This is a genomic window from Microcoleus sp. BR0-C5 (genome assembly GCF_036705045.1).
Classification (GTDB): domain Bacteria; phylum Cyanobacteriota; class Cyanobacteriia; order Cyanobacteriales; family Microcoleaceae; genus Microcoleus.
The window spans coordinates 37,345-56,823 of sequence record NZ_JAUBTR010000035.1; the positions used below are offsets into that span (position 1 = coordinate 37,345).

Annotated in this window: 17 protein-coding genes; 8 read left to right on the forward strand and 9 right to left on the reverse strand. The window is 45.4% G+C overall.

Going from position 1 to position 19,479, the window contains the following annotated elements; all coding sequences use genetic code 11:
* Positions 1 to 10: 10 nt before the first annotated feature.
* The 5 genes from QUB08_RS17825 to QUB08_RS17845 all read left to right on the forward strand — a co-directional run bounded on the left by QUB08_RS17825 (position 11) and on the right by QUB08_RS17845 (position 5,376).
* Positions 11 to 976, forward strand: a complete 966-nt coding sequence (locus tag QUB08_RS17825; protein ID WP_333225952.1) for a glycosyltransferase family 10 domain-containing protein — start codon at positions 11 to 13, stop codon at positions 974 to 976.
* Positions 973 to 2,085: a formylglycine-generating enzyme family protein gene (locus QUB08_RS17830; protein ID WP_333225953.1), complete on the forward strand. Its 1,113-nt coding sequence runs from the start codon at positions 973 to 975 to the stop codon at positions 2,083 to 2,085. Before QUB08_RS17825 ends, QUB08_RS17830 begins: the two co-directional genes overlap by 4 nt.
* Before the next feature lie 200 nt (positions 2,086 to 2,285).
* Positions 2,286 to 3,260, forward strand: coding sequence for an Npun_R2821/Npun_R2822 family protein (locus QUB08_RS17835; RefSeq protein WP_333225954.1), 975 nt, complete (start codon positions 2,286 to 2,288; stop codon positions 3,258 to 3,260).
* The gene (locus tag QUB08_RS17840) at positions 3,257 to 4,189 is read left to right on the forward strand and encodes an Npun_R2821/Npun_R2822 family protein (protein ID WP_333225955.1); all 933 of its coding nucleotides are present in this window, start codon (positions 3,257 to 3,259) and stop codon (positions 4,187 to 4,189) included. The genes QUB08_RS17835 and QUB08_RS17840 overlap by 4 nt, the downstream gene beginning before the upstream one ends.
* Before the next feature lie 164 nt (positions 4,190 to 4,353).
* A complete protein-coding gene (locus QUB08_RS17845) occupies positions 4,354 to 5,376 on the forward strand; it encodes an Npun_R2821/Npun_R2822 family protein (RefSeq protein WP_333225956.1) in 1,023 nt (340 codons plus the stop codon).
* Between the two features lie 115 nt (positions 5,377 to 5,491).
* Here the strand turns inward: QUB08_RS17845 and QUB08_RS17850 are convergent, their stop codons facing one another.
* The 4 genes from QUB08_RS17850 to QUB08_RS17865 all read right to left on the reverse strand — a co-directional run bounded on the left by QUB08_RS17850 (position 5,492) and on the right by QUB08_RS17865 (position 10,445).
* Entirely contained in the window at positions 5,492 to 6,442 is a 951-nt protein-coding gene (locus tag QUB08_RS17850) for an NAD-dependent epimerase/dehydratase family protein (protein ID WP_333225957.1), read from the reverse strand.
* Between the two features lie 193 nt (positions 6,443 to 6,635).
* Positions 6,636 to 7,010, reverse strand: coding sequence for a hypothetical protein (locus tag QUB08_RS17855; RefSeq protein WP_333225958.1), 375 nt, complete (start codon positions 7,008 to 7,010; stop codon positions 6,636 to 6,638).
* A 169-nt stretch (positions 7,011 to 7,179) separates the two neighbouring features.
* Positions 7,180 to 8,856, reverse strand: a complete 1,677-nt coding sequence (locus tag QUB08_RS17860) for an AarF/ABC1/UbiB kinase family protein (RefSeq protein WP_333225959.1) — start codon at positions 8,854 to 8,856, stop codon at positions 7,180 to 7,182.
* Positions 8,857 to 9,287: 431 nt separating this feature from the next.
* Entirely contained in the window at positions 9,288 to 10,445 is a 1,158-nt protein-coding gene (locus QUB08_RS17865; protein ID WP_333225960.1) for a DegT/DnrJ/EryC1/StrS family aminotransferase, read from the reverse strand.
* A gap of 140 nt (positions 10,446 to 10,585) precedes the next feature.
* Between QUB08_RS17865 and QUB08_RS17870 the strand changes: the two genes are divergently transcribed.
* The 3 genes from QUB08_RS17870 (at position 10,586) to QUB08_RS17880 (ending at position 13,644) form a co-directional block, all read left to right on the forward strand.
* The gene (locus QUB08_RS17870) at positions 10,586 to 11,800 is read left to right on the forward strand and encodes a transposase (protein ID WP_333225961.1); all 1,215 of its coding nucleotides are present in this window, start codon (positions 10,586 to 10,588) and stop codon (positions 11,798 to 11,800) included.
* Positions 11,801 to 11,857: 57 nt separating this feature from the next.
* Entirely contained in the window at positions 11,858 to 12,637 is a 780-nt protein-coding gene (locus QUB08_RS17875) for an ABC transporter permease (RefSeq protein ID WP_333225962.1), read from the forward strand.
* A gap of 368 nt (positions 12,638 to 13,005) precedes the next feature.
* Complete coding sequence (locus QUB08_RS17880) at positions 13,006 to 13,644, forward strand: Uma2 family endonuclease (RefSeq protein WP_333225963.1); 639 nt, start codon at positions 13,006 to 13,008, stop codon at positions 13,642 to 13,644.
* 59 nt (positions 13,645 to 13,703) lie between these two features.
* Here the strand turns inward: QUB08_RS17880 and QUB08_RS17885 are convergent, their stop codons facing one another.
* The 5 genes from QUB08_RS17885 to QUB08_RS17905 all read right to left on the reverse strand — a co-directional run bounded on the left by QUB08_RS17885 (position 13,704) and on the right by QUB08_RS17905 (position 19,346).
* Entirely contained in the window at positions 13,704 to 15,593 is a 1,890-nt protein-coding gene (locus QUB08_RS17885) for a hypothetical protein (protein ID WP_333225964.1), read from the reverse strand.
* Between the two features lie 159 nt (positions 15,594 to 15,752).
* On the reverse strand, positions 15,753 to 16,427 hold the full coding sequence (locus QUB08_RS17890) for a nitroreductase family protein (protein ID WP_333225965.1): 675 nt from the start codon (positions 16,425 to 16,427) through the stop codon (positions 15,753 to 15,755).
* Positions 16,424 to 16,594, reverse strand: a complete 171-nt coding sequence (locus QUB08_RS17895) for a hypothetical protein (RefSeq protein ID WP_333225966.1) — start codon at positions 16,592 to 16,594, stop codon at positions 16,424 to 16,426. The genes QUB08_RS17890 and QUB08_RS17895 overlap by 4 nt, the downstream gene beginning before the upstream one ends.
* Positions 16,591 to 17,574 carry a GntR family transcriptional regulator gene (locus QUB08_RS17900; protein WP_333161111.1) on the reverse strand — a complete coding sequence of 328 codons (984 nt, stop codon included), beginning with the start codon at positions 17,572 to 17,574 and terminating at the stop codon, positions 16,591 to 16,593. The genes QUB08_RS17895 and QUB08_RS17900 overlap by 4 nt, the downstream gene beginning before the upstream one ends.
* Before the next feature lie 209 nt (positions 17,575 to 17,783).
* Entirely contained in the window at positions 17,784 to 19,346 is a 1,563-nt protein-coding gene (locus QUB08_RS17905; RefSeq protein WP_445300933.1) for an adenylate/guanylate cyclase domain-containing protein, read from the reverse strand.
* Positions 19,347 to 19,479 lie beyond the last annotated feature (133 nt).

A 19,479-nucleotide genomic window follows, 5' to 3' on the forward strand; every position in this document is an offset into this window, starting at 1 on the left:
ATTATTAGATATGAACCCAAAAATTATCGGCACAATCACCAGCTATCCAGGAATGAGCCAAAGCGACTGGCTGTGGCAACAAACCCCCCACAACTTCGGAAAATGGGGAAACATTCAAATGCTAGCAAACCACCCAGAACCCGACTTTTTACTCATGTATCAATTCGACTTTCCCCAACCTTCCAAAAAGCAATCGTGGGTCGATACAATACGTCGCTACAGGCATCAAAACCAAGAAAACGACATTCAAGAAAAATTGCGCGGTGTCCCCAAGGAACGCATAATTAACCTGATCCGCGAGCCGCCCTTGCCAGAAGTAATTGAAATTACCAAAGCCAACTACGAACAAGCCAAACTTTATTGCGGTTACATTTCCGGGCCCGACGATTTCGCACCAAAACCCGATTATATGCCCGCGATTTGGTATCACTCTAACTCGTTTCGAGAACTCGATGAAATGCCTGCGCCGCCGAAAACTAAATCCTGTTCTTGGATTACTTCAGGTGTTAGCCGTAGCGCCAATCACCGCCACAGATTAGACTTTATCAAATTGCTGCAATTACAAAAATTAGATTTTGACCTTTACGGGCGAAACTTGCCAACTTGGGCGCGGGGGAACGGGACTGTGAACAATAAATGGCACGCTGTCGCGCCATACTATTACAACTTAGCTATTGAAAATTATGCCAAAAACGATTGGTATGTCAGCGAGAAGCTTTGGGATGCCTTATTAGCTTGGTGTTTGCCAATTTATTACGGCGGTTCGGCGGCGGATAAATTGTTGCCCGCAGGGAGTTTTCTGCGGCTGCCCAGTCTGGATGAGAAAGGAGTAGAATTTATTAAAGAGGTTGTGGCTACTGCGGATTATTGGCATGAAGCGAGGGAGAAAATTGCCGAAGCTAGACAAATCATTCTCCACGAATTGAACTTGCTCAATTGGCTGTCTAAGTTTGTATCTCAGGAAATAGCGCAATGACAGAAAACCAAAATCAACCCAGAGAATACGAGGCCGTACTCGGCGGTCAAAATCCGCCACCCATAGATGCTGCTGTCTTAGGCGGGATTTCCGGCGTTAAGAGTCGTTTGGCTTCACCGATTGTCGAAGTGAAGATTGCTGCACTGTCTGAAGCGCTGAAATATGGAGATGCAGGTTTAGATTTAATAATTGGGGTGCTGCAAGAGGAATCAATGTTGGTGAAGTTTGCAGCCTATTCGCTGCTGCAAACTACAGAATATTTAAAGGAAAAATTGCCGTTACACAACTATTTGCCTACCTTTGAGTTTGATGCGATAACAGTAAATTTTCAACCAGTAAAAAACAGTTGCAACCGTCATTATGCTCACTTCTTTCCCGAGGACTTAGGGAACGAAATTGTACTGGAAATGGTGGGCATTCCCGGTGGCACATTTATGATGGGTTCCCCCAGCAACGAAACAGGACGATATGATTACGAAAGTCCACAGCATCCAGTCACGGTACCGGCTTTTTTTGCAGGCAAATATCCCATCACCCAAGCACAGTGGCAAGCAATGATGGGAAACAACCCATCGAACTTCAAAGGTGAAAAACGTCCTGTAGAAAATGTATCGTGGGATGATGCCGTGGAATTCTGTTCCCAACTCTGGCAAAAAACCGGGAAAAAATATCGCCTTCTGAGTGAAGCAGAATGGGAATACGCCTGTCGTGCCGGTACAACAACCGCATTTCATTTTGGGAAATACATTACCACCGAAATAGCCAACTATGACGCAAGCGACCCCTGCGGATACACAGCCGGAGAACTTTATCGCAAAGAAACAACCGATGTCGGGATTTTTCCCCCCAATGCCTTTGGATTGTACGATATGCACGGCAATGTTTCGGAGTGGTGCAGCGATAGGTGGAACCAAAACTATAACGGCGCACCAACTGACGGAAGTTCTTGGGAAACTGGCACAGATGATTACCGGGTGCTCCGTGGCGGTTGCTGGGTCAGTGAGTGTATCCGTTGCCGTTGTGCCTCTCGCGGCGCTTCCTCGGCGGGCAATACGTTCAGCGGTAACGGTTTTCGCGTTGCGGTGGCGTCGCTTTCTCCCTCGTCTTAGTTTTCCCGCCAGGACTCTTTTTTTGCCCTTCTTCCTATTTTCTAGCCTTCCCGCGAGGACTGAAGTCCTTTTAATTGGTTCCCCGGCTCTGCCTGGGAACTGATATCTAGAGGCTCTGCCTCGCTAATATTAATTGGTTCCCCGGCTCTGCCTGGGAACTGATATCTAGAGGCTCTGCCTCGCTAATTTCTCAACAAGATATGAATGGAATTTGCACGCTAGCCAACGATACAGTTTACGACCAACTAATTGCCTTGCTCAACAGTATTGAAGTTATCTTAGGCTCAAATACTCCCGTCTGCATTTATCCTTTCGACGACCAAATAGAGCAAATCCAAGCTGAAATTGCTAACCGCCCCAACGTCTTTATTTATGAAGATAGCGCATCTATTCAGCGATGGGATGAATTCATGCAAGCAGCCGCACCAGAGCGTTTGAACCGCAAAAAATTCCGGCTTTACGGCGCACACCGGCGCTTTTGCGCTTTCGACGGCCCCTTTGAAAAGTTTATCTATATGGATGCGGATACTTTGGTGATGAATTCCCTTGATGCGGTTTTTCAGAAGTTAGAGGAATCGGATTTTGTGGTTTATGATTTTCAATTTTGCGACCCTACTAAAGTATACAATATTCAGTCCCCAAAACTTCTCGAAGTTTTTGAGCAAAATCGGATAGACTCGGAAATATTTTGTTCGGGATTTTATGCCAGCAAGCAAGGATTGTTTGAGCAAGATACTAGGGAATGGCTGTTAGCTCAACTGCAATCGGGCGAGGCGGAAATTCTCTATGAAGGTGCGGGAGAACAGCCGTTGCTCAATTATATGGTGATGAAAACGGGGATGAATAGCTATAATTTTGCTTATAGCCTCCCGGATGGCGAAAAAACTGGGTGTAGCGTTACTTCTAAACATTTTGAAGAGCAAGATCAGATTTTGTACGACAAGGGAAACCGCCTTACTTACATTCATTATATTGGTGTGCCGCCGGATTTAATTCAGAGAGTTTGTGCGGGCGAAAATATTGAGTTTCCCTATCGCGATTTGTTCCTGCATTACCGCTATCTCCGCGAACCCTCCAAGCGTCCGATTTTTGCCGAAGCGCCAAAGTCTTATACTGAGGTTTCTGCGCCGAATTTGTTAAAAAGGGTATTGAGAAGGTTGAGGATAAATGTATGACTCGCGGTATTTATATTGTTGCGAATGATAAGGTGATCGAAAGTGCGATCGCCCTTTTAAACAGCATACGTCTGTACAATTGTCAAGTACCTGTTTTTCTGATTCCCTTCGACGACAATTATCAGCAAGTCGCAGCCGCACTCAGCAGTCTCCACGGGGTGCGATTGTTCCCAAATCTGGAGTTTGTGGAACAGTTTACCAGAGAAATTGGCCAAATGTTCGATCGCAACTTTTTAGCCCTCCCCAACAAAATGCGAAAACTCGCCGTTTGGTTTGGCCCGCTTGACGAATTTCTGTACATCGATACCGATATCATCGTCTTTGAAGACATCGCAGCCAACCTTAACAAACTATCAGAAGTAGACTTTTTTTGCTGCGACTACCACCACCTCAGCGAAAAACTGCGAAATGTATTTTCACCCGCTGTAAAAGAACAGAATATCTTTACAGATTCACAGCTTCAAGATGTATTCAACAGCGGTTTTTGGGCCTCCAGAAAAGGAACTATTACATTCTCGCAAATGTATGAAAATTTGCGAGAATGTTCGCAGCATCGAGAATTTTTTGACTTTACTCAAAATGTCACAGACCAACCTTTACTAAATTATATTATTCTTAAGCTGATTCCCAAGCGCTGCAACCTTGTTAAAGCTTCACCAACAGAGCCCGGAAGCTGGGCGGGTTCTAAACATTTTCAAGAAATAGATTATGTTCTTTATGACAAAGGCAAAAGGTTAAAATATATTCACTGGGCGGGAATACCAATTAAATCCGGTAGTCCTTATTGGAAACTGTGGAAACATTATCGTTATCTCAATGAGGAACCACCAAATTTAGTGCAAAAAATATTTCGCTCTTTGCAGGGTGTGTTGAGCGCTGTTATAATATGCGATATTGTATGGTGTGTTGGGCGCTGTTATAATATTTGATAAAGCCGAGAGATTTGGCAGGGGCCAACGCACCTTGGGCGAGAATTTCGGTGCATTGGGCGCTTTTTTGATATTCGATAAATTCGATAAAGCCGAGATTATCCCCCAGCGCCCAACACACCCTACCGGAATATTTGGTAAAGGATTTAAAAAACTTAAAAATTATGACGAATGGTATTTATATTCTAGCAAACGATGTGGTTTTCGACCACTTAGTCGCTTTATTAAACAGTCTCGAAGTCAATGGGGCAAAAGATATTCCCGTTTGTATCATTCCCTATGATGATAGACTGAAAAAAGTGCGAGGAGAAATTGCAATTCGTCCTAATGTCACCCTCTTTGACAACACCGATTCAATTCATTTCTGGGAAGACTTTGCAACTCAAGCTTGGACATCTCACGCCAAAGCTCAAAAAGTTTGGCAAGCTAAAGGTTTGAAATCAGTTCACTGTTTGACCAGGCATCGGAAATTATGCTGTTTTGACGGGCCTTTTGACAAATTTGTATATTTTGACGCGGACACTCTGTTAATGGGTTGTCTGGATTATATTTATCAAAAACTCGATCGAGTTGATTGGGTAGCAAACGATTTTCAATACAAATCAGACCTCAACTATGTATTTGACTTATCCTCAGATAAATTGCCACATATTTTCAATATAGAGCAACTGCCCTCTCATACTTTTTGTACAGGTTTGTTTGCTTCAAAAAAACAAATATTTAACAGAGAAAATTCAGTCCAACTGTTAGATAACTTAACATCAGGAGAAGCGGAAATTATGTGTTTGAGTGCATCTGACCAATCTTTATTAAACTATTTAGTAGCCCGCAGCAAAATCTCTTTTTACAACTTTGCATATTCTCAACCAGAACAGGTAACGGGAAATCATTGGTCTTCTAAATTTGATGTGAGAGATTATGTTCTATATGATAAAGGACGGCGGCTGACTTACTTGCACTACATGAGTATTTCGGCTGCAAAAATTAATCGCTTGTGTGCTGGCGAAGATGTGGAGATTCCCTACCGAGACGTATTTCTGCACTACCGCTATTTGAAGTCGCCGGAAACACAGCCAAAACTCGCGCCTCCAAATTTGTTGGTTTGCTTGCAGAGAAATATCAAAAGTTGGGGACTTCAAAAAGTTAATAATGTTCAATTTAAGTTGCGAAATTTCTGGGATAGATAAGCTGTTTTACATTTAAACTGTGTGTCAAAAATCCATAAAACTATTGTGGGACGGGCTTCTAGCCTGTCCCGAATTTTCAATTTAAATGCGTAACAGCTTAGCATCTAACTGTACTCTAACTGTACAAAGACTGAATCCACTCCCATTCGCGCCTTAAACCTTCTTCTAAAGCAACCTGCGGCTGATAACCTAAGATTCTCTGGGCTTTAGACACATCGGCGCTAGTGTGCCGCGCGTCTCCCCTCGCAGCTTTGGTAAAATCTATCCGAATAGGTCTCGCGACAATTCTCTCTATTGTATCAATAACTTCTCTCAAAACTACCCGACTTCCCCCACCAATATTAAAAACTTCCCCCGCAGCTTCGGCAACCTCAGCCGCCGCTAAATTCGCAGCAACGCAATCGCTGATAAACGTAAAATCCCGCGTTTGCAATCCGTCGCCGAAAATTGAAATTGCCTCGTCAAACAAAATCGACTTAAAAAACTTGTGAAAAGCCATATCGGGGCGCTGTCTGGGCCCGTAAACAGTAAAATAGCGCAGCGAAGTAGTGGGAAGACCAAAATTTTTGTAATAAAGCCCGCACAAACGTTCACCGGCTAATTTCGTAATTCCGTAGGGAGAAATTGGCTGGGGACAAGCGTTTTCATTCGTGGGAAAAGATTCAGCATTGCCGTAAATTGAAGAAGAAGAAGCATAGACAAACTTTTGCAATCTTGGCGCATCTTTGGCCGCTTCTAACAATACTTGAGTGCTGTTAATATTGCGTTCGGTATAGCTGCGAAAACCTTCGCCCCAGCTAGCACGAACTCCTGCTTGCGCCGCCTGATGAAATATTACCTTAGCATCAGATAAAAGACCTCGCCAATTTAGAGACAAAATATCGCCTTCCACCAATTCAAAACCCGGATACTTTTCAAAGCGAGCAATATTCTTGCGCTTGAGATCCGGATCGTAATAATCGTTGAACTCATCAACACCGATCACCGTCTCCCCTCGATTTAAAAGAGTTTCTACTAAGTTAGAGCCAATAAATCCCGCCGCACCCGTAACAATTAAAATACTCATTCGATTTTAGATTTGAGATTTGAGATTTGAGATTTTAAAAAATTTACACCCATTATTGCCTAAGTTGTCATCTTCTTCTTTCTCTTCCTCTGCGTTCTCTGCGTTCTCTGCGGTTCAAAAAGCCTCAAATTAGGATAATATTAGATAACTATCAACCCCTTTGCTTTTCACAAAAGAGGTTGATAGTTAACTTTCATTGTTCAAAAGAATCTAAATCCAGCGCTTGGGAACCTCCGCGTTCTAACTCGATCAAAAGCTTACCTAGCTGAGTCCAAACTAGCCAGCCCGTGAGTACCGTCAGTGGCAAAGCTAGGGCATAACAAAGTAGTTTTGGGAAGCCAAAAATCTCCATCCCCGAAGCTAAAAATACACAAATTCCGGCCGCCATTCCCAGAAAAGGTATGACCAATTGCAGCCTTGGCAGGTTAGCCAAAGTGCGAGTAGAACGATTTTTAGACCACTGTTGTACGGATTGTTTGAGAGTTGCTTCAAATGCTACGCCGGAGGCCATACCTGCTAGTAATCCAGCCGACATTAAAAAATAGGGAGGTTCTGGAAAATAATACACGAATAATTCCTTAATTTGGGTAATTGGAAGTTGGGAATGGGGAATGGGGAATGGGGAATGGGGAATGGGGAATGGGGAATGGGGAATGGGGAATGGGGAATGGGCAAGAGTAGAATTATTTTTCTTCCTTCTTCCTTCTTCCTTCTTCCTTCTTCCTTCTTCCTTCTAATTAAAATCGAGTTAGCGCGGCTGCTCCTGCTGTGGAAAAGTCCGTCAAAGCGCCTAGAGCAACGTTGAACAGGCGACCGGGCTGCAAATCTTCCTTGACTAAGTTCCACAGGCTGCGAACTTCTTCGGTGTGGATTCGATCGTCCTCAATCAAAGCTAACATTAGCTGGCGTCTCAAAAACGACCCTTCCTCTGACAGCAAAAATTGCAAGCCTAGTTGTGCTGTGGGGAGCAAGTCGAAACTGCGATCCGATCGGGCGATCGCGATCATGTCCTCCAACCTGTTCCACTGGAATTTGCCATCTTTGAATAATACCTCAATCAGACGCCGCCGCAGAGCCGGAGATTCTCCGTTCAACAAACGCCGCGCTACATAAGGATACCCCACCTCGACTATCTTGAAATTCGGATTCAGCGTCAGGGCCAAACCTTCTTCTGTCACCAGAGAGCGAATAATTAAGGCAAATTTCGCCGGCACTCGGAAAGGATAATCGTACATCAACTCCGAAAACTGGTCTGTAACCGTCTTGAAGTTAAAATCTGACACCTTTTCGCCGACGATATCACCCAGTACAGATTCCAGCGCCGGGACGATCGGCATAATATCTGTATCTGGCGTCAAAAAGCCCAGTTTGACAAAATCCTTGGCTAACTCTAAGTAATCTTTGTTGATCAAATGAACCACAGAATCAACCAAAGTTTCTTTAGTTGTTTCTTCCATCTGATCCATCATCCCAAAATCAATGTAAGCCATGCGGCCGTCCGCTAAGGCAAACAGATTTCCCGGATGGGGGTCAGCGTGAAAAAATCCGTGTTCCAGCAACTGCCGCAAACCGCTGCGGACTCCGACTTCAATTAAACTATCGGTATCCAAACCTGCGGCTTTAACACGTTCTATATCTGTCAGCTTGATGCCATCAATCCATTCGAGAGTCAGAACGCAATTTGAAGTATAACGCCAGTAAATACTCGGAACTTTTACTGTCGGGTCGTCGGCAAAATTTGTAGCAAATTTCTCGGCGTTCCGTCCTTCATTGATATAATCAATTTCCTCGAACAATTTGATACCGAATTCATCGACTATTAAACAAAGGTCGTGACCGAGATTCAGCGGCAGCAACGGGCCCAACCATCCAGCCGCCCAGCGCATTAAGTAAAGGTCAAGGCTCAAGACGGGCAGCAAATTCGGTCGCTGAACCTTGACTGCTACTGCTTCCCCGGTGAAGAGGCGAGCTCGGTAGACTTGACCAAGACTTGCCGCTGCGACAGGTTCGGGGGAGATTTCGCTATAGGTTTCGCTAATTTTGCGATCGAGTTCCGCTTCAATAATCTCGAAAGCGCGCACCGAGTCAAACGGCGGCAATTGATCCTGAAGTTTGATCAATTCTTCGAGAAAGTCTTTGCGGATCAAATCCGGTCTAGTAGAAAGGGCTTGGCCGACTTTAATGAAAGTGGGGCCCAAGCGAGTGAGTATTTGTCGCAGGTGGGTAGCCCGTTCCGGCTGGTGTGCTGCGACTTCGTGCTGCCAACTATCCCACAGCATCCCCAGAACGAAGCCTGCAAAAGACCAAATAACGGTAATTGCGCGCCAAATTGCTTTCCAAGGACGGTTGCGGTAATACTGAGCGATCGCTTGTGGATCGTAGCGTCTAGCCTGAGTGAATTGATACTGAGGCACTCGTTTATTTTCCTCTTATCTTCTGAAAATTACAGGTTAAATTGAGAATTGGGCATCGGCCATCGGGCATCGGGCATCGGGCATTAGGCATCAGGGATCGGGCATCGGGGATTGGAAGTCGAAAGTTCAAATATTATTTATTCTTCGTTCTTCGTTCTTCCTTCTTCGTTCTTCCCTCTTCCCTCTTCCTTCTTCCTTCTTCATCATTGACCGATCGCATTGCAAGGTTTAGGCGAGCGGAAAATGCACCCGTTCGAGGCGGATTGCTAGCCTAAATTTGTTTCTTTTCATTAAATATAGTACATAAAAGTACAAGTGATCAGTCAAAATACTTAACAGCTCTCCCTGACCGCTGCACATTCTCACAGCACTGCAACCCTGCAATTCTTTTCTCCTCCTGCATTTCCCTCGCTGATGCCATCGCGCCAAAGCTACCGGATGCGATCGGCATGAGCCAAGCAATCTTTCAGACCATAAATCGTCCGCTCTTGTTGATCCCTCGACAGTTCCGGGAACATCGGCAAAGACAAGACTTGGCAGCAAACTTGCTCAGCCTTTGGCAATTGACCTGCTTGATAGCCCAAAGATTTGTAAACAGGTTGCAGGTGCAAAGGTAACGGATAGTAAACCATCGAACCGATGCCAGCTTCCTGTAACTGATCCCGCACCGAGTCCCGGAAATCGCCAGAGGGATTTTGCGCGTCTTCTGGACTTGTCAGCCGGATCGTGTATTGATTCCAAACTCCTTTTGCTTCCGGCAACTCTTTGGGGACGGCAACTCCGGGCACGCGGGAGAGAAATTCGCTGTAAAGTGCCGCTTTCTCCTGCCGCTGCGCGTTCCAACTGTCGAGATACCGCAATTTAATGCTGAGAATCACCGCTTGCAGGGCATCTAAACGGCTGTTGTATCCGATTTCTTCGTAGAAATACCTAGAAGACTGTCCGTGTTCTTTGAGCATTCGCATCGAAGCTGCGAGGGCTGGATCATTTGTCGTCACCGCGCCACCGTCACCGCAAGCGCCTAAGTTTTTGGTCGGATAAAAACTGAAGCAGCCGACATGACCAATGCTGCCGACTTTTCGAGACTGCCACTCGGCCCCGACAGATTGGGCGCAATCTTCAATTACGGCTAAATTGTGCCGAGTCGCAATTTCCATCAGCCGAGTCATGTCTACCGGTTGGCCGAAGATGTGGACGGGCATAATTGCCTTGGTTTTGTCGGTAATTGCCGCTTCGAGGAGTTCGACATCCAGATTAAAAGTCTCGCTGTCAATATCGACAAATACTGGAGTCGCACCGACGGCGCTAATTGTCTCAGCCGAAGCAAAAAAGGTAAAAGGAGTGGTAATCACTTCATCGCCAGGGCCAATTTTGAGAGCTCGCAAAGCCAAAATCAGGGCATCGGTGCCGGAGTTGCAGCCAACGCACTCGGAAACGCCGATGTAGTCGGCGAACTCTCGTTCAAAACTCTTCACGACTGGGCCGCCTACGTAGCCGCCAGAGGCAAGCACTTTTTGCACCGCAGCGGTTATTTCGTCGCCAATCTGCGCGTATTGGCGGGTTAAGTCGAGGGGGGGAACATTATTCACTCTTCACACCACAAATTTCAAGCATTATCAGAAAACTGGGTTTAAAACCCCGTCCTGATAGGACGGCTTTAATTGTAAACCTTTGTTGCCAAATAGATATCTTATGCTCAATGGCTTAGTATAACAGAGGAGGCAAAGCAATGCTAGTTTTTGAGTTCAAAACCTACGGAAAATCAAGTCAGTTTACAGCGATAGATGAAGCAATTCGTACAGCCCAATTTGTCAGAAATAGCTGTTTGCGCTATTGGATAGACAACAAAAAAGTGAACAAATACGACTTGAATAAATACTGCGCGGTACTAGCTCACGACTTTCCGTTTGCCGACGAACTTAACTCAATGGCCCGACAAGCCAGTGCCGAACGAGCTTGGTCTGCTATCTCCCGATTCTATGATAACTGCAAGAAGGGTATCCTTGGCAAAAAAGGATATCCAAAGTTTCAGAAAAATTCTCGCTCTGTTGAATACAAGTCAACCGGCTGGAAACTTGCCGAAGATCGGAAATCAATCAACTTTACCGACAAAAAAGGAATCGGGCGGTTAAAACTGAAAGGAACACGGGATTTGCATTTCTACCAAATTAGCCAAATAAAACGAGTGAGATTGGTAAAACGTGCAGATGGCGTGTACATTCAGTTTTGTATTGATGTCGATCGAAAAGAAAACACAGAACCCTCTGGGAATACCATCGGCTTAGACGTTGGATTAAAGGAATATTACACCGATTCAAACGGAACTACGATTGAAAATCCTAGATTCCTACGAAAAGGTGAAAAAGTTCTCAAGCGTTCAGCACGTCGTGTCTCTAGGAGAGTAAGAGGTTCAAAAAACCGAGGCCAAGCTAGGCAGATTCTAGGCAAGCGCCATCTCAAAATAAGCAGGCAGCGCAAAGACCATGCTGTAAAATTAGCACGGTGCGTAATCTCATCCAACGATGTAGTCGCCTACGAAGATTTGAGAATAAAAAATATGGTGAAGAATCATTGCTTAGCTAAGTCTATTAACGACGCATCTTGGTATCAATTCCGTGTCTGGCTCGAATACTTTGGAAAAGTATTTGAGAAAGTTACGGTTGCCGTGAATCCCCAGTACACCAGCCAAGAATGCTCTAGTTGCGGTGTAATCGTAAAGAAAACTCTATCTACTAGAACGCACGTTTGTAAATGCGGATGCAGTTTGGGTAGAGATGAAAACGCAGCTAAAATCATCCTTAGTCGAGGATTGGGTACGGTAGGGCATACCGGAACCTTTGGTATTGAACCAAGCAACGCTTTAGGAGAATTGACCTCTACTGTTGCTGGAGAAATCTTGCCTCAGCAAGTTAGCTCGTCGATTAAAGAATCCCCACGCCTTTAGGCTGGGGAGTGTCAAATTTGGACAGGCAAACAATCACGTTATCGAAAGGGTGGGCAGATGTTAATTCTGCTAGATTTTACTGATTTGGGTTGGGCTTTGGGGATGGTGGCGATCGCGATCGGGCTTTCGGCGTGGCAGAAATTGGGATTGGAGGGGGCGATCGCGATCGCCGCAGGGCGCACCCTGATCCAGCTAATCTTAGTCGGGTACGTGCTCGCAGTCGTATTTGACCCGGAGGGGAAAAATCCTTGGCTGGTTTTAGCAGTTTTAGCAATCATGCTGACAACCGCTAGCATGGTTGCCAGTAACCGCATCAGCAAAAAAATCAAGAACTTACTGCCCTTAGTTTGGGGTTCAATTTTTATCAGTACGGCCTTGACTCTCGCCTATACAAACTTGCTAATTTTGCAACCTGACCCTTGGTACGAACCGCAATACCTGATTCCTTTAGCGGGTATGATTTTGGGCAATGCCATGAACTCCGGGGCGATCGCGGGCGAAAGACTTGTGAGTACAGTTAATAGCAGCCAGTTAGAAATAGAAACCCATTTAAGTTTAGGTTCGACGCCGCAGCAAGCAGTAAAGCAGTACCGCAAAGATGCCATCAAAGCTGGATTAATCCCGCTCTTAAATACAATGACGGTGGTAGGAATCGTGAGTTTACCTGGAATGATGACAGGTCAAATGCTGAGCGGTGTCAGTCCTCTCGATGCAGCATCTTACCAGATTTTGATTATGTTTGTGTTAGCGCTGGCCACTGTAATCGCAACTCTGCTGTTGACTGAGGGATTGTCCCGGAAGTTTTTCAATCAAGATGCACAATTGATTAAATGGTAATGGGGCATTGGTGATTGGGCATTGGGAATTGGGCATTGGGCATTGATAATTGGTAATATAATGTAGGTAGGAACTTGCATTTGGCACTATTTTTAAGAACAGGCAAGATGCCTATTCCACAAGACTTAAATTTTCTTGTGGGGAGTAGGGGTTGGGCATCTTGCCCGCCCGAAAAATACAATTTAGATGCTAGACACCTTATCTATTAAACCCGCAGTATTTTTAAGAACAGGCAAGATGCCTGTTCCACAAGACTTAAGCTTTCTTGTGAGGTGGGCCCAACAGGCAAGATGCCTGTTCCACAAAGAGTGAGTTTTCTTGTGGGGTGGGCTTCTAGTCCGCCCCAGTCATCACTAAGGAGAATAGCCATGATTCAAATAGCAACTAAACCGCTAACTTTTGAAGAATTTGCGGAATGGAAGCCCGAAAACGCACGTTATGAACTTCACAATGGAGAGATTGTTGAAATGTCACAGCCATTAGGAGAGCATGAAGAAGTTATCAGTTTTTTAGGTTCAGAGTTAAACGCTGAGTCCAGAAGGCGAAAACTTCCGTACATTTTCCCCAAACAAGCCTTAGTTAAAAAGAGCGAAAACCTCTCTGCTTATTCTCCAGATATTTTGATATTAAACCGCCCAAATTTAGCATCAGAACCTCTGTGGCAAAAGTTCTCAACTGTGACTCAAGGCGCATCAATTCCGCTCGTTGTTGAAGTCGTTAGCACGAATTGGCAAAATGACTACATCAGGAAAGTGGGCGAATATGAACTAATCGGGATTCCTGAATACTGGATTGTGGATTATCTCGGGTTGGGTGGCCGCAGGTTTATTGGCAATCCCAAACAACCAACGATATCGGTTTATCAGTTGGTTGACGGCGAGTATGAGGTGAGTTTGTTTCGGGGAAATGATAGGATTGAGTCGCCAGCTTTTCCAGAGTTGAATTTGACGACGGAACAAGTTTTTCAAGCTGGATTGACAGCAGGTGAAATTGCTGGCGATGCGTGAGTGTAAATATTGCGATCGCTCTGACAGATTTTTCGCCCTCACGCACCCTACAACTACAACTACTTCGGTTCGTGACTCCCAATCCGCTTGCCTTCGCCATCGTACACCTGCATCGGGATTTTGGCGTTTTCGGCGATCGCCTCCAAAGCTTTTTGCAATGTTTGAACGTGGTTTTCTACAGCTTGGCGAGTCTTCACAGCATTGTTGTTGTTTGCTTGGATGAAGGTTTGTTGCAGTTTCTGCACGTAACCTGGAGTCATCTGCACGGCAATCAAACCTTTGCTAACAGTATAGTCGCAAATCTTGGGGTTGCCTTTACAAGTTCTATCTAAATCAGTGCGGGCTTTTTGCAGGTTCCTTTCTTCCTGCAACTTTACTTCTGCTTGCTGCAATGAAGTTTTGTAGGAAGCGATCAGCGGTTGGGCTTTCTGAGAATAGGCAGTTGCCGCCGGCACTTGCTCCGCGTAACTCAAAGCTCTTCGCCAGGATTCTGATGCTTTAAACCAGGCATTTTTGCCCTCAAAAATTTGAGCTTCCGCTGCTAAAGTCACAGCTTGAGTATACGCATTTTCCGAAATTCCTTCGACATTTTTGCGCTCGCGAGCTTCTGAAAGTTTGGTTTCGTATTTGGGAACTAGCAGTTTAGCTTGTTGGTAAGATGTCGTGCCCGTGGGAATTTCTGATAGGATTACGAGGGATTCTTCCCAACCTGATTGTACTTGAGCCCAAGTCTCGGCTGTCTGAGCTACGGCTTCGCGAGCTTCTGCTATTTGGGCTGTACTTTTGGCCGCGAGCAGCGTTTTTTCGGCTTTTTTCTCTGTGCTTAACTGCCGATTTCCTGTTGCTACATTCTTCCGGTATTCTTTTGTCTTTCTCTGAGCAAACGGATAAACTGGGCTGTCTTTGGGGATTTCTCCGAGTTCGGCGATCGCACTTTGCCACAGAGCTTGCGCTTCCTGCCCGTTCTCGGCAGAATAAGGCGGATTTTGGGTTTTCTGGGCTGCTGACTGTGCGAGGCGCGCTCCATCGATCGCAGAGTTTAAATTCAGATTTTGCGAACGGTAGCTTTCCAGGGCGCTTTGAGCTTCACCGCGATGAATTGACCATGAGGGAATCGGTTCCAAAAGGGCGATCGCCTGTTTTAACTGTCGCTGCGCTTCTTGGGGGCTGTTGGCAACTTTTGACGTTTTCAGCGTCTTCGTCGAATTCTCGCTCAACTGCTTGGCATTAGCTAAAGCAGGACATCCTCCGATGACGCAGGGCCGGCTCAGCATATAATAACCGCCGGCCAAAACTAGCGCCGCCATGCTGACCATTCCTGCAGCAGCCAGCATCGCCAACGGTGAATGCTTGGGTTTTTGGGCAACTGTTACCACTTCCATATCCAGCGGATTGAAGGGATTGTCTCCAATATCTGCCGGGATTGCAGCTACCCTAAAGGCGATCGGATCGGAATTGCTGGAACTCTCAGACAAATTGGGAAAATATTCTTCATCCCACGCATCTTTATCATCGGTTTCTAACGGTATCTCCTCCTCTACATCCGCCGTCTGTACCATATTTTCGGTTAAGACTATCCCCGTTTCTTCAGCAGGGAGATTCTCGGTTTTTTTGAACAACAGCACTGTTTTGGGCCTTGACAAAACAGGCTGGTGCATAGTAAAAGAATGGAAAGCATAAGGCTGTTTTTGCCCGGTAATTTTTAGGCAAAGCCCAATCTGTTGAATAGATTCTGGTTCTATTTCGAGAATTGCTGCTTCTAGCACCGCAAAAGTCGGTTTGGCTTTGAGAACTAAACTGCGCGGGTGTTCTCCCACAACCGTTAAAGATTCATCTCGAAAATCGCAACTAATATAAAGCGGTAAGTTTTTAAATCCGGCTGCTTGCAAGTGTTGCTGCAATTTTACTTCTAGAATTTGGGCGTTGCTTTGGATCGTTGCTGCTGTCATATTTTCTCCTCTGTCTGAGCTCACCACTTTCGATTTTAGATTTTGAATTTTAGATTTTTGATTGCAGAACTGTCGGGATTTTTGAGTTGTTTGAACTTTGGCACCGATTCATTCCAAATCTTAACTCTGAAAATTCAACTTGCAACAAAATCTTAACTCTCAAATCTCAGCTTGCAAAGCCTGTCCATAACTTTCGCTGTAATAAACTTGAGTCACGTCAAAACGCCCGCCATATTGTTTGAAAGGTGCTGCAGCATAACCAAGCGGCAGCAAACAGCAAACATCTACTTCTTCGGGAATTTGAAAGGCTTCTTTCACCTTAGCGCTGACAAAACCTTCCATCGGACAACTATCTACCCCAAAGCTTTTAGCTGCAATCATTAAGTGAGCTACTGCGAGCATTGTATGCCTGTTTGTCCAAGTTTCGAGGGACTCGAAGCAGGGACGGTTCTCGAACAATTGCGGGATTGCTTGTCGCATATAACCGGCTAAATTGTCATTCATTGCGCCTGCCGCTTTGCCCAATTCGATGACAGCTTCGGTGTTTTCGGGTTCACCGGCGCGCCGATCGCCACAACAGATTAATACTACTGGGGCTTCTACCACTTGGCGCTGATCGAAAGCGCAAGCTTTTAATTTTTCTTTGCTGGCTGGATCTTGAAGTACGATAAACCGCCAAGGCTGTAAATTGTAACCAGAGGGCGATCGCACTCCCAATCGCAAAATCTCTGCCAATATTGCTGGGGGAATCGGATCGGGTTGGAAGCTGCGCGCGGCCCGGCGGCTTTCGATCGCGGTTTTAACATTAATTGAAGGTTGGATTTCAATTGTCATGGATAATTGGTAATTGGTAATTGGTAATCGGTAATTGGGCATTGGGCATTGGGCATTGGCCATTGGGATTCGGGCATTGGGATTGGTAACTTAAAAAAGTTGAATTGTTGTTCTTCCTTCTTCCCTCTTCCTTCTTCCTTCTTCCTTCTTCCTTCTTCCTTCGTCATCCCAAGCCCAACTCGCGCTTGAGCAAATTAATCGACTTAGAGCCGATGTAATTTTCGGAGCATATCAGTTGCGGGGGACGAATAATATCTTCTCTAGCCGCATTGATGGCAGCTTTAACTGTAGCAAAACTCGGTTGGTCGCAAAAAATTGTTCTGGCCGATCGCACGATCGAGTTAATCTTGTACTCGTCTGACACCAAGGCCGTCATCACCAGCAAATCCTCTCCCCGGATGCTGTGGATGATGACTTCGGTCGATCGCAGCATTCCCGGACTCAGGCTAACGAGACCCAAATAACTGTCTTTCGGCAAACCCCCGACTAGCTGGATTTCCTGGCTGTAGTCATAGATGTCTACGGGAATAACTCGCACCGAACGCGGTGCCGAAATCGATTCTGCTTCTCCGATAAAATATCGACTCGTGATCACAGTTCCCGAAGAGATTTGATCCAAAAAATTACCTAGCTGTTCCATCGGCACTAACTGTATGGGAATGCGAAGAGCTTGTTCGAGTTCTTTCGCCATCAGTTCACCCACGCCGATGTCTTCTGTGGGGGCTGTGACGACCACGCGGGCGCTGCACCTGAGCCGCCAGTCAATTTCGGCCAAAAATAATTCCCTCGCTTGGTTGAGCGTACAGCCCTGTCCCAGCAGTTGATCGATACTTCCTTGCACTATTTTGTTGGCAAGAGGATATTCTTCGAGGATCGGAGATTTGAGTTTGTTGCCGTGTTCGTTGCCTTGAGCGCGGACATAAATACCCGATCCTGCTTGGGCTTCTACGAGTCCGGTATTTTCGAGCTGGCGGTATACTTTGCTGATGGTGTTGCGGTGCAAACCCGTCTGCATGGCTAGCTGTCTAGTGCTGGGCAAGCGGTGTCCGGGCGGAAATTGTCGCGAGGCGATCGCAAACCTGATTTGATTGAATAGTTGAGTGGATGCTGGAATATCGCTATCTGTTTGAATATGAAATTGAACCATTATTAAAGGCTCCGACGACTTCAACTTAGTATTTTTATAACGTCGAGTACCGCGCCTAGGATTGCTCCGATATCTCTGTCTATAGCATAATCTTATTTGGTTGATCTGCGGCGGCGGTTTTGCCACTGGGCGATCGCGCCTTATTGGCGATTAATCGCAGCCTCCGGAGTTTCCCTCAACAATCAGGTACTTTCAAGTCTTTGTTTTATTTACTCTGCAATTTTGAGATCGCTTACTGTTTTTCGGCCCGTCAGCAAATAAGCCTGCATTTTCCCTTGACCTTTAATCTCTATCTCGCCGCGATCTTCAAATTCATATTTATCCGGCAGCAACTTATAAGTATAGTGGCTGACTTGAATACAACCTGTTATGCCGTGAGATTCCATACGGCTGGCTGTATTTACCGCATTTCCCCACAAATCATAAATAAATTTTTTAGTCCCGATTACCCCCGCTACCACCGGGCCGCTATTAATCCCGATGCGGAGGTCAAATTTCGCGTCTAGCTTCACATTTAATTTCTCAATTGCTACTAGCATATCCAGCGCCATTTCGGCGATCGCCTCTGCGTGGTCTGGACGTTCAATGGGAATACCGGCTGCTACCATGTAAGCGTCCCCGATCGTCTTGATTTTTTCTAAGCCGTGCTTCTCACTCAGTTGGTCAAAAGCTGAGAAAATTTCATTCAGCAAGTACACTAAATTAGTGGCGGACATTGTAGTAGAAATTTGGGTAAAATTCACCAAGTCAGCAAAAAGAATTGTTGCTTTTTCAAACTTGTCAGCAATCACCCCCGGTTGGTACTTCAACCTGTGGGCGATCGGTTCTGGCAAAATATTTAGCAGTAAACTTTCAGTTTTTTTCTGTTCTTTCCTGAGTGCAGATTCCATCTGCCTGCGCTTAGTTATATCATGAAAAAACACAGAAATGCCGTCGTGAGAAGGAAAAACCCGGACTTCCAACCACACTTTTAAGGGACGATAATATTTTTCAAAAGCAACTCCAATTTGTTTGGCTACAGCTTCATGATACTCTTTATAAAAATCTGAATTCATGAATTCGGGAAACTCTTCCCAAAAATTTTTACCATAAAGTTCTTCCTGCGATCGCTTCAAAAATTGCGAGCCTTTGTAATTGACGTAAGTAAATCGCCAATGGGTGTCGAAAGCAAAAAAAGCATCGCTCATTCCTTCTAAAAAATTGACAATTTGCTCGTCTGTAGAACGGAGTTTTTCTTCTACTTGTTTGTTCTTGATCTGTGCGCGCTTTAATTTAGTCAGATTTATTCGCAACTCCATCTGGTGAATAATTTGCCGTCCTAAAGTCCGCAGCGCTTCTAACTGTTCCGGGGTGAGATTTCGCGGAATTGTATCTATCGCGCACAAAGTGCCGATCGGATAACCGTCAGGAGTTACTAGCGGGGCTCCAGCATAAAACCGAATATTTGGATTGGAAGTTACTAGCGGATTGGCGGCAAAGCGATCGTCATCTAGAGCATTGGGTACAACTAGCAATTCGTTGGGATTTAAAATAGCGTGGGCGCAAAAAGCTAACTCTCTCGGAGTTTCTGGCGCTTCCAGACCAACTTTGGATTTAAACCACTGTCGGTTAGAATCTATTAAGCTGACTAAAGCAATAGGAGTGCCACAAATATAAGATGCTAAAGCTGTTAGGTCATCAAAAGCTGCTTCGGCCTCTGTATCGAGAATGTTGTAGCCGTGAAGTGCTTCTAGCCTCTCTTCTTCGTTGCTGGGCAAAGGTGCAGCTTGCATCGGCGGCGGCGAAGATACAGGTTTGCGAATGCGTGGAGGCCTCAGTCCTAATAATTTTCTGACCTGCGAGATCACTTTTTTAACTAATATCAAAAGACTTCTTTGCCAACCTTTATTCATCTTTATTTATTTT